This is a genomic window from Gemella haemolysans, assembly GCF_901873445.1.
In the GTDB taxonomy this organism is placed as follows: domain Bacteria; phylum Bacillota; class Bacilli; order Staphylococcales; family Gemellaceae; genus Gemella; species Gemella haemolysans_C.
The window spans coordinates 16,969-28,979 of sequence record NZ_CABFLN010000018.1; the positions used below are offsets into that span (position 1 = coordinate 16,969).

General features: G+C 29.7%; 10 protein-coding genes. 9 read left to right on the plus strand and 1 reads right to left on the minus strand.

Going from position 1 to position 12,011, the window contains the following annotated elements:
* The first annotated feature begins 354 nt into the window (after positions 1–354).
* The 7 genes from JX287_RS03405 to JX287_RS03435 all read left to right on the plus strand — a co-directional run bounded on the left by JX287_RS03405 (position 355) and on the right by JX287_RS03435 (position 7,018).
* On the plus strand, positions 355–2,274 hold the full coding sequence (locus tag JX287_RS03405) for an ABC-F family ATP-binding cassette domain-containing protein (RefSeq protein WP_204641973.1): 1,920 nt from the start codon (positions 355–357) through the stop codon (positions 2,272–2,274).
* Complete coding sequence (locus tag JX287_RS03410) at positions 2,267–2,650, plus strand: hypothetical protein (RefSeq protein ID WP_204641975.1); 384 nt, start codon at positions 2,267–2,269, stop codon at positions 2,648–2,650. Before JX287_RS03405 ends, JX287_RS03410 begins: the two co-directional genes overlap by 8 nt.
* 23 nt (positions 2,651–2,673) lie before the next feature.
* Positions 2,674–4,308, plus strand: a complete 1,635-nt coding sequence (gene argS, locus JX287_RS03415) for an arginine--tRNA ligase (protein WP_204641982.1) — start codon at positions 2,674–2,676, stop codon at positions 4,306–4,308.
* A gap of 30 nt (positions 4,309–4,338) precedes the next feature.
* Complete coding sequence (gene rpoE, locus JX287_RS03420; protein WP_204641997.1) at positions 4,339–4,818, plus strand: DNA-directed RNA polymerase subunit delta; 480 nt, start codon at positions 4,339–4,341, stop codon at positions 4,816–4,818.
* A gap of 231 nt (positions 4,819–5,049) precedes the next feature.
* Entirely contained in the window at positions 5,050–5,250 is a 201-nt protein-coding gene (locus tag JX287_RS03425) for a cold-shock protein (protein ID WP_204641999.1), read from the plus strand.
* Positions 5,251–5,452: 202 nt separating this feature from the next.
* Positions 5,453–6,595, plus strand: coding sequence for a trans-sulfuration enzyme family protein (locus tag JX287_RS03430; protein ID WP_204642001.1), 1,143 nt, complete (start codon positions 5,453–5,455; stop codon positions 6,593–6,595).
* A 39-nt stretch (positions 6,596–6,634) separates the two neighbouring features.
* On the plus strand, positions 6,635–7,018 hold the full coding sequence (locus JX287_RS03435; RefSeq protein WP_204642003.1) for a RidA family protein: 384 nt from the start codon (positions 6,635–6,637) through the stop codon (positions 7,016–7,018).
* Positions 7,019–7,100: 82 nt separating this feature from the next.
* On the opposite strand, the gene JX287_RS03440 is transcribed toward JX287_RS03435, so the two are convergent.
* The gene (locus JX287_RS03440; RefSeq protein WP_204642005.1) at positions 7,101–7,964 is read right to left on the minus strand and encodes a hypothetical protein; all 864 of its coding nucleotides are present in this window, start codon (positions 7,962–7,964) and stop codon (positions 7,101–7,103) included.
* A gap of 553 nt (positions 7,965–8,517) precedes the next feature.
* Between JX287_RS03440 and hisS the strand changes: the two genes are divergently transcribed.
* Positions 8,518–9,798, plus strand: coding sequence for a histidine--tRNA ligase (gene hisS / locus JX287_RS03445; protein ID WP_204642007.1), 1,281 nt, complete (start codon positions 8,518–8,520; stop codon positions 9,796–9,798).
* On the plus strand, positions 9,798–11,570 hold the full coding sequence (aspS, locus tag JX287_RS03450) for an aspartate--tRNA ligase (RefSeq protein ID WP_204642009.1): 1,773 nt from the start codon (positions 9,798–9,800) through the stop codon (positions 11,568–11,570). Before hisS ends, aspS begins: the two co-directional genes overlap by 1 nt.
* The last annotated feature ends 441 nt before the right edge of the window (positions 11,571–12,011 follow it).

Consider the following 12,011-nt stretch of genomic DNA (forward strand, 5'->3'; position numbering starts at 1 on the left):
AATCTATAAGAATTATATTATAAATTTAACTTTAAACATTTAAAATATTTGAAGATGATATAAAAAATATTTTTCTATTTACATATAAAATATGCCGAAAAACTAAAAACATTATAAATTTATTGAATAAATAAATTAACATAATTTTTATATTTTAAATTATAATTACGAGAGAGAAATAAATAGATTGTAATTGATAAATGTTATCGATTGAGAATTGATTTGAATAATACAAGATAGCAACTGAAATTATTAGCTTAAAAGTTAAAAATATGGTATAATATTTCAGTTATAAACAATTTCGATAAGATTTTTGTTGAAAATAAGTAAAAAATAAGAAAGAAAGGAGAAGCTATGTTAATTCAGTTAAATAATATAACGAAAAACTTTGTTGTAAATAAGATTTTTTCTAATGTTAAACTAGAGATTAATGATAAAGATCGTGTTGCAATAGTAGGTAGAAATGGGGCTGGAAAGAGTACATTATTAAAAATCATAGCGGGAGCTATTAGTTTTGATAGTGGAGAGAGAACTATTTCAAAAAATACAACGGTCGGATATTTATCTCAAGAATTTATTGTGAGAGAAGATTTGTCAATTTATGAAGAAATGATTACTTGCTTTGATGAGATAATTACTTTGGAAGCAGAATTAGAGAAATTGTCTTTTGAGTTAACTCCGGAAAATATTGAGAATGATCCAGCATTACTTAATAAGTTTGATAGATTACAAAATGAAGTATTAACTCATAAGGATTATCATTACAAGAGTAAGATAGAAAGTGTACTTTATGGATTAGATTTTACAAAAGAAGTCTTTGATAAAAAAATTAGTACTTTTTCAGGTGGAGAGAAAACTAGATTGTCTATGGCTAAGCTATTGTTAAGTGAGCCAGATTTATTAGTCTTAGATGAGCCGACTAACCACCTTGATATGGAAAATGTAGCATGGTTAGAAAATTATTTATCAGCATACAATGGTGCAATAGTAATTGTAAGTCACGATAGATATTTTTTAGATAAAGTTGTTAATGTTGTATACAACTTAGAATTTGGAAGGCTTAAGAAATATGTTGGGAACTATTCTAAGTTTTTAGTACAGTATGAAGAAGATTATGAAAAACAACTAAAAGAATATACTAGTCAGCAAAAAGATATAAAGAAATTAGAAGAATTTGTTCAGAAAAATATTGCTAGAGCATCAACTAGTAAGATGGCTAAGAGTCGTCAAAAAGTATTAGATAAGATGGAACTTATAGATAATCCGAAAAAAGATGATAAAGCAGCAGGGATAGAGTTCTTAATTAAAGAACAAAGTGGTCGTGATGTTCTGACAATTAGCGATTTACAAGTTGGTTATAATGGAACTAAAGTAGGTCAAAGTTATAATCTTGCTGTATATAAAGGAGATAGAATAGCTGTTGTTGGAAGAAATGGTATAGGAAAATCTACTTTAATAAAAACAATAGCGAAGAGACAAAAAGAAATTGCTGGAAATGTTCAATATGGTAGCAAAGTGTCGCTAGGATACTACGATCAAAAACAAGCAGAATTTGAATCTTCAAAAACGATATTAAATGAACTTTGGGATGAGTATCCTTTAATGAAAGAAGCGGAAGTAAGAACTGTTCTTGGTAGATTCTTATTTAGAGGTGATGATGTTCTTAAGATAGTAAGAGATCTTTCTGGTGGAGAAAAAGCGAGATTACAACTAGCTAAACTAATGTTAGAAAAGAATAATTTATTAATATTAGATGAACCGACTAACCACCTTGATATTACCAGTAAACAGGTGTTAGAAGAAGCTCTTAAAAATTACGAAGGAACTATTGTATTTGTAAGTCACGATAGGTACTTTATTAATAAGATAGCCAATAAGGTATTAGATATTACTGATAATGGTCATAATATGTATTTAGGGAATTATGATTATTATTTAGAAAAAAGAGAGCAAGAGAGAATAGCTCAACAATTAACGAATAAAGAAGTAGAGGTTGTTGAAGCAAAAGAAACTAATAATTATATATTAGATAAAGAAACTAAGCGTCGTGTAAGAAAACTAGAAAGAACACGTGATGAGTTGATGGAAAAGATCGAAAGTTTGGAAGAAGAAATACTAGCGGTTAATAATGAACTTGCAAAAGAAGAGGTCTATACTGATATGATAAAAACACAAGAATTTAATGAAAAACTAAAACAATTAACTGCAGAAGTTGATGAATTAAATAATTCTTGGTTAGAAATTGAAGAGGAATTAGAAAGTATTAATGAATAGTAAAATTAGAATAACAACATATGTTGATGCTGAAAAAATTCATGAAGATTCTCATGTGGGGATACATATTGAAGAAGCCACAAGCGAGAAAATAACTTATAGTGATAAAAATAACAAAAAAATAGAGATTTTTATTGACAAAATAAAAGAAAGTGTTAGTATAGAAAAAGACGATTCAAAAATGTACTTAGCATATACGAAAACAAGTAATGACTATAGTACACAATATGGTCAGATGAAATTGGAGACACAACTTGTAAAAATAAGTAAGATGGCAAAAAATAGGTTTACTTTATTTGAGATAGTGTACAATATATATTTCGGAAAAAATGACAAACAGCAAAATAAATTGAAAATATTAGTGAAAAACATTTAGTAGGTAATTAGGAGGAATTTTTGGTGAAAAATAAAATAGTAGAATTAATACAAAATTCTTTAGCCAAATTAGAAATTGATGGAGTAGATATTCATGTAGAAACTCCAAAAAACACAGATAATGGAGATTTTTCTTCAAATGTAGCGATGCAATTAACAAGAGTTTTACGTAAAAATCCTAGAGTTATTGCCGAGGAAATAATCAGCAATATTGAAGAAGATGAAGCGGTAGAAAAAATTGAAATAGCTGGACCAGGATTTATTAACTTTTTCGTTAAAAAATCAAGCCTTGGAAGTGTTGTTGGGAAAATCTTAGAAGACGATTTTAAATATGGTGAAAACAACATCGGACAAGGTAAAAAAGTTCTTTTAGAGTATGTATCAGCTAATCCAACAGGAACACTACACATAGGCCATGCTAGAAATGCTGCTTATTCTGACTCTTTAGCTAGAATAATGAAAAAATCAGGATATGATTTATCTCGTGAGTATTATATCAACGATGCGGGAAATCAAATTAACAATCTTGTGATTTCAGCGATTACTAGATATAAACAGGCTCTAGGTATGGATGCACAGATGCCAGAGGATGCATATCATGGTGAAGATATTAAAGTTCTAGGTCAAAAACTAAAAGATGAATTTGGAGATTCATTATTAGAAAGAGAAGATTTAAATGAGTTTATTCGTGAGTACGCAGTTGCATATGAAATGGAAAATATCAAAAAAGATCTTGGAGATTTTGGACTAGAGTACGACGTGTTCTTTAGTGAAAAATCATTATATGAAAAAGGTCTTGTAGATAAAGCATTAGAATCTTTAAGAGAACAAGGTTTTGTTTATGAAAAAGATGGTGCTTTATGGTTGGAAACAACAGCTTTAGGTACAGGTGATGATAAAGACCGTGTATTAATTAAAGCAGATGGTTCATTAACATATTTAACTAGTGACATAGCGTATCATAAAAATAAATTAGATCGTGGATTTGATTTGTTATTAGATGTTCTTGGTGCAGATCACCATGGTTATGTAGCTAGACTTAAAGCTAGTGTAGTAGCTATGGGGTATAAAGCAGATCAATTAGAAGCCTTAATTATGCAAATGGTACAACTACTTAATAATGGTGAAGTTGTGAAAATGAGTAAGAGAACTGGTAAGGCAATTACACTTCGTGATTTAATCGATGAAGTTGGAGCGGATGCTGCTCGATACTTCTTAGTAATGAGAAGTGCGGATAGTCATTTAGACTTTGATTTTGCGGTAGCAAAAGAACAATCAAGTGATAATCCACTATACTATGTTCAATATGCTCACGCTAGAATTTGCTCAATTTTACGTCAAGCAGCAGAACAAGCTGAATATAACGTGAAAAATTGTGATTATGAATTATTAACTGATGAGTATTCAGTAGACTTACTGAAAAACTTAGCATATTATCCAGAAATAGTAGCTCAAGCAGCTAAAAATTATGAACCGCATAGAATTTGTAATTATCTACAAAGTCTTGCAAGTTCATTCCATAAATTCTATAATAACAATAAAGTAATAACTGAAAATAAAGAACAAACTCAAAGTTATTTAGCATTAATTACTGCAGTTAAAATAACTTTAAGAAATGCTTTAGACTTAATCGGAGTATCTGCTCCAGAAAAAATGTAATAAATAAAAAAAGAAGGGAATCTAATATAAATGGTAAAGTTAAAAGATTTAAGCACAGAAAAAATTAAGGAAATGTCACTAATAGATTTATGTTATGCATATATGGTAGAAGAAGGAATTGAAAAATTAAATATTTATGATTTCCTAGACTATATTAAACCATTAAGAAGTGTTGATGATGAAGAATTTACAGCACAAGCTGCATACTTCTACACTGACTTAAACTTAGATGGAAGATTCGTTTGTGTAGAAGATGGAAGCTGGAAATTAAGAGATAGTTTATTTGTTGAAGACATTAAAAACTTTGTTGAACCAAGTGTTCAAAAATTTGAAATCGATGATGAAGATGATATTGAAGAACTTGGTGATGAAGAACAAGAGGATATCCACGATGAAGTAGACGCTCTAATCGAAGAAGAAGACATGGAAGAAAGCGAAGATGTTTACGACTTCGATAACGATGGAATTGTATCTAAGTTCAACATTTCAACTGAAGACGAAGAGTTTTAATAAAAAGGCTGAAAGGCTTTTTTATTTTTGTGAGTCTTTTTGTTTGCATATTATTTGAATATGAAGTATACTTAAGAAAGTCAATAAAACATATAGTAAAAATTGTAATACAGGTTCTAAGTTTTTTAAGTGAATAACACAATATCACATTTATTTTATTTATTATCTTTAATAGCAAGAATACGATTGATTATTGATAATAAAATATAAAATAAAAGGAGATTGTAACTTATGAAACAAGGTACAGTAAAATGGTTTAACGAGGAAAAAGGATTCGGATTTATCGAAGTAGCAGGAGAAAAAGATATTTTTGTTCACTTTTCAAGTATTAAAAAAGACGGATTTAAAACTTTAAAAGAAGGCGATAAAGTTGAATTTGAAGTTGAAGATGGTGTTCGTGGACCACAAGCAGCTAACGTAGTTGTTCTTTAATTAGAAATACGAGAAAGCTATAATTAGATTTTTATATCTAGTTATAGCTTTTTTTGTTATTTCTTATACAGGGATTTGCAGTTCTATAGTATTCTTATAGGGAAAGATGAAAACGGATACGATAGTTATTGAAAAAATTTTCATTATATTTTATAATTAAATTGCAAGGTAAAAAATAAATAGAAATTAGGAGGGGAATCTCATGAAAGGGATAAATACCAATTTATTACATGGATATCCTGTAATAGATGATTATACTGGTGCCGCATCAATTCCTAAATATCAAGTTACTACATTTGATCAAAAAGAAGGATATAAAGATTGTGGTAAATATTCGTATAGTCGCTTTGGAAATCCAACGATATTGGCGTTAGAAGCAGCTGTTGCTAATTTGCACAAAGCAAAATTTGGTTTTGCATTTGCTTCAGGAATGTCAGCAATAACAACTGTTTTAATGTTGTTGAATAGTGGGGAGCACATTATACTACCGAAAGATGTATATGGAGGAACATTCCAATTTAGTTCAAAAATTTTGAAAAAATATGGAATAGAAGTTAGTTTTATTAATTATCAAAATTTAGAAGAATTAGAAGCTACTATTAAAGATAATACTGCTATGATATATATTGAAACACCTTCGAATCCTTTATTAAAGGTGTCAGATATTAAGGCAATAGTAGAAATCGCTAAGAAATGCAATATAAAAACTGTGGCGGACAATACTTTTATGACTGCTTTATATCAAAAACCTTTAGATTTAGGATGTGATATAGTAATAGAGAGTCTAACTAAGTTTGTTAACGGTCATAGCGATGTTACAGCGGGTTGTGCGGTTACTAATAATAAAGAAATAGCTGATGAAATTTGCTTGTTACAAAAAAATTTCGGTGGTATTTTAGGTGTTGAAGATGCGTGGCTAATTTTACGTGGAATGAAAACTATGGGACTAAGAATGGAAAAATCAGTAGAGAATGCTAAAATTCTTACTAAGTTTTTAGAGTCACAAGATAAAATTAAAAAAGTATATTATCCTAATTTAACAAGTTGTAAATTTTATGATATTCATACGGAACAAGCTAGCTCAGGAGGAGCTGTTTTCTCATTTGAATTTTTTGAACAAACGGATTTAAAAATGTTTCTTAAAAAAATTAAAATTCCGATTTATGCAATCAGCTTAGGAGGGGTAGAATCTATAATTTCTCATCCTGCAACTATGTCTCATGCATGTATGAGTGAAGAAGAAAGATTGGCTCAAGGAGTTACTCAAACTTTATTAAGATTTTCTTGTGGGGTAGAGGATTCTGAGGATTTAATTGAAGATTTAACACAAGCGTTAACTGATTAAAATAAAAAATATAATATATAAATAAAGGAGATTTATAAAATGAAAATTACAGAAGTTAATACACCAAAAGCACCAAAAGCTGTAGGACCATATGTTCAAGCAAATAAAGTAGGAAACCTTATTTTTTGTTCAGGGCAACTAGGAATTAATCCTGAAACAGGAAAAATAGTTGATGGTGGAGTTATCGAGGAAGCTAAACAGGTTTTTAGAAATATTGAAGCAGTATTAGAAGAAGCTGGAAGTTCTATGAACCATGTTGTGAAATCGTTAGTTTTATTAAAAGACATCGCCGATTTTGCAGAAGTGAATAAAGTTTATGCAGAACAATTTAATGATGTGCTTCCTGCTAGATCAGCATTTCAAGTATCGGCACTACCATTAGGTGGTAATATAGAGATTGAAGTTATAGCTGTAGAAAAATAAAGGTATTATGTAATGAAAGGAGATTGTTTGTTTCGATTTTCTGAATTAATGATTAAATAAAAAAATCAAGGATGGCGATTTGCTATCCTTGATTTTTTGCGTTATAACTTGCTATTGCAGCATCTATTTCTTCATTTGTAAAGTTAGAAATATCACCTTTTAATTCATTTTCTATAATACTTCTACTTGTTGCTCCCTCTTGAGTATAACGAATTGTATTGTAAGTTTCTGGAACTTGTTGACCAATTATTTGAGGGTGGTTTTTTGTATTAGGTATTGAAGATGTTTTTTTAGAATCTGTAGCAGTATGTTTTCCGGTACCGTTACCTTTGTTTTCTGAAGATTTATCTTTTTTAGAATCTTCTTTGTCGCCTAATTCTTTTTTTGTTTCTTCTTTTTTAGTAACGTTAGTTTTATGATCTTGTTCTAACTCTGAAGTCTCTGAGTTTAATAGTTTTTCTTTTAATGCATTATATTTAAAATCATATTTAGCTAAAATTGTTTTTACTTGATCTGCATAATTAGGTGAAGTAGAATCAAGTTCTAAAATTTCAATAAGAGCATTGTCATAATAATCTAATTGATCTTCTAAATATGAAATTCCTTTAGAAAAGATATGGCTTGTATCAAGTTTTTTAGCTTGTTTTAAATGATCATGAGCCATTTCTAGGTTAGCATTGTTTAAAGCTTCATCAACTTTCACCAATTCAGTAGCTATATCAATATCGTTATCTATGTTTCTTAGAGTTTCTTTTGCTTTTTCAGTAGTTAGTGTCTCAAGACCTTTTAAACCAGAATTGAAATCATGAGAATCATTTATTAATGATATATATTTTGAATGTTCTTCTTTAAAATTTTTATTTTCTGAAGTAAGATAGTAATATGTTCCTCCTACTAAGAAAAAAATCGCTAATATAGGCATTAAAATAGAGATTATTTTTTTCATAAAGAGCTACGCTCCTTTCTTTAATGTCTTTAACTATAATTAATTGTATAATGTTAAGAAAAAAAAATCAAGTGAATTAAATTATAAGTAATTAAATTAACTACGCGAAATATGTATATAAAAGGAGTATAAAGTTATATTATGGTGAAATAATTAGTAGCTGTTAATGTTGAATTTTGTAGAAAAATAATCTAATAAATATGGGTAAATATACTGTTTAAAAATAAAAAGTATAATAATTTCTTGACAAGGGTATAAGTTTGGTATAATATATTTAAAAGAACCGTGACAAAATATAGTAAAAAGAATTTTACTTTATGTTTTAATAGAAAGAGAGTTTAATCCCTAGGCTGAAAGATTAAATATTAATGATTAAAGTAAAGAACACTTTTTGTAAAATTTAATAAATAGAAAATAAGGTATCGGTATTCCGATATGAATTAGGGTGGCACCACGAAGTATGTTATCGTCCCATGTAGTTTAAAGCTATGTGGGGCGATTTTTAATTTATATTGGAATGTATAGGAAGATTAAAAATCGAAAGGAGAAAGAAATGGTAATTAGCATGCCAAGAGGGACTCAAGATATACTACCAGAAGAAAGTGTGAAATGGCAGTATATTGAAGGGAAACTAAGAGAGATTAGTAAAAACTTTTGTTATGAAGAAATAAGAACGCCTATGTTCGAATCAACAGAATTATTCAGTCGAGGTGTTGGAGATACAACAGATATAGTTCAAAAAGAAATGTATACTTTTATGGATAAAGGGAATAGATCTTTAACGTTAAGACCAGAAGGTACAGCTGGAACAGTCCGTTCATACATTGAAAATAAACTTTTCGCTAAAACTATTCAACCACAAAAATTATACTATGTTGGACCGATGTTTAGATATGAAAGAAAACAAAAAGGTCGTTATCGTCAATTTGTTCAATACGGTGTTGAGGTCATCGGTGAGGAGAGCCCAAAAATTGATGCTGAAGTTATTAGTTTAGCTTATAACATTTATAGAATGTTTGGTATAGAAAATATTAAGGTAAGTATTAACTCTTTAGGGAATCCCGAAGAAAGACAAGCTTATAATGATGCTTTAGTTAAGCATTTTGAACCGAGAATAAATGAATTTTGCGAAGATTGTAATAATAGACTTTATAAAAATCCTATGAGAATATTGGATTGTAAAGTTGATGCAGGGCATGAACTTATTAAATCAGCTCCGAAGTTATTAGATTATTTAGGTGAAGAATCTAAACAATACTTTGCAGAAGTGCTTAAACACTTAGATGCGCTAGGTGTAAAATATGAAATTGATCATAATTTAGTTCGAGGGTTAGATTACTATACTCATACTGCATTTGAGATTATGATAGATAATCCAGAAGTCGAATTAAAAACACTTTGTGGTGGTGGTCGTTATAATGGTTTAATTAGACTGTTAGATGGGCCTGAAGATAAAAAAGGTATTGGTTTTGCATTAAGTATCGAGAGATTATTATTAGCACTCGAAAGTGAAAATATTGAATTACCTATAGATGATACAATCGATATTTTTGTGGTAGCTATGGGCGAAGATGCTTCTAATGCTGGAGTTAAACTTACTAATGATTTAAGATTAGCTGGGTACAGTGTGCAAAATGATTATTTTGATAAAAAAATGAAGGCGCAAATGAAGATTGCAGATAGATATAATGCAAAATATTCTATAATAATTGGACAAAGTGAGCTTGAAAGTGGAGCACTTGTTGTTAAGGATATGAAATCATTTGAACAAGAAACAATTAAATTAGAAGATATAGTTGATTATTTACAAGAAAAATTGAGAGGAGAAAAATAATGAGCGCATACGGAAGAACGGAATACGCTGGGCGTATAGATGAAAAATATGTAGGAAAGAAAGTAACATTAAAAGGTTGGGTTAGTAAACGTCGTGACCTTGGTAACTTAATCTTTATTGATGTTAGAGATAGAATGGGTGTTGTTCAATGTGTATTCTCAGGAGAAAAAAATGCAGAACTACATGAACTAGCAGGAACTTTAAGAAACGAATTCGTAGTTTCTATTGAAGGGGAAGTAGTATTAAGAAATGAATCTACAGTAAATGAGAAAATTGCTTCAGGTAAAGTAGAAGTAATTGCTGATAAATTAGAAATTTTATCGAAAGCAAAAACATTACCATTCGTATTAGATGATGCAAGTTTATCAAGTGAAGAATTACGTCTAAAATATCGTTACCTTGACTTAAGAAGAACGGAACTTGCTGAAGTATTACAATTACGTTCAAAAATTACTAAAGCAACAAGAGATTACTTAGATAACAACATGTTTGTTGATGTTGAAACACCAATTTTAACTAAATCTACTCCAGAAGGAGCACGTGACTACTTAGTACCAAGTAGGGTTCATCCAGGTGAATTCTATGCTTTACCACAATCACCACAATTATTTAAGCAATTATTAATGGTTGCAGGATTTGACAGATACTATCAAGTAGCTCGTTGTTTCCGTGATGAAGACTTACGTGCAGATAGACAACCAGACTTTACACAAATCGATATGGAAATGAGCTTTATGTCACAAGAAGAAATTCTTACTATGATAGAAGGTTTAATTGCACATGTAATGAAAGAAGTAAAAGGAATCGATGTAGTATTACCGTTCCCAAGACTTGACTACGAAGAAGCAATGGAAAGATTTGGTAGTGATAAACCAGATACGCGTTTCGGAATGGAATTAAAAGATGTTAGTGATCTTGTTAAAAACTTAGACTTCAAAGTGTTCTCAAATGCAGTAGAACAAGGTGGAGCTGTAAAATGTATCGTAGCTAAAGGATGTGCAGAGCAATATTCTCGTAAAGATATCGATGCATTAGGAAAATATGTTGCAAACTATGGAGCTAAAGGATTAGCTTGGGTTAAAGTAACAGAAGAAGGATTAAATGGGGCAATTGCTAAATTCTTTACAGATGAAGTAGCACAAGAATTAGTAGCTCGTGTAGATGCAGAAGTTGGAGATATTATCTTATTTGCAGCGGACAGTAAAAAAGTATGTTACGCATCATTAGGAGCACTACGTCAAAAATTAGCAGCTGATTTAGATTTAATCGACAAGGATAAATATAACTATCTATGGGTAGTAAACTGGCCTCTATTAGAGTATGATGAAGAAAAAGGTCGTTACAGTGCAGCTCACCATCCATTCACTATGCCAAAAGTAGAAGATGTAGAACTATTAGAAACTGCACCAGAAAAAGCATATGCACAGGCATATGATATAGTACTAAATGGTTATGAATTAGGTGGAGGAAGTATCCGTATCTATGATAAAGAAGTACAATCATCAATGTTTAAAGCATTAGGATTTACTCAAGAACAAGCTCAAGAACAATTTGGATTCTTATTAGATGCATTTGAATATGGGGTACCACCGCACGGAGGATGTGCATTAGGATTAGATAGATTTGTTATGTTATTAGCAGGACGTGATAACTTACGTGATACTATTGCGTTCCCTAAAACTGCTAATGCTGCAGATCCAATGACTCAAGCACCATCACCAGTAGATTTAGAACAACTACTCGAGTTAAACATTTCTTTATTAAGAAAATAAGATAAATATTACTGAATAATTAAACTGAGGAAGAAAGATATTTTTCCTCAGTTTTTTTAAAAAATATATTGACATAACAAATAAGTGATGCTAGAATAGTAAAAGTCTTAAAAGAAAGAAGACGAACAATCATATATTTCTATGAATTAAATGTTAAGAAATTATAAAAAAGTTCTTGACAATTACTCTAAGAAATGATAAACTTATAAAAGTCTTGAAGAGAGACTACATCAATCATTACAGCGAAGTAAACGGTTAAAAAGTTTTAAAAATATAAAAAAACTTCTTGACAAGTATTCGAAGGAATGATAAGATAATTAAAGTCTTCTGATGAAGATGAAAAGACATTTTTTAAAAAAGTTTAAAAAAAGACTTGACAAAGAATTTTAAAAATGTTAAAATATAAAAGTTGTTAATCACAACAATTTGAACATTGAAAAC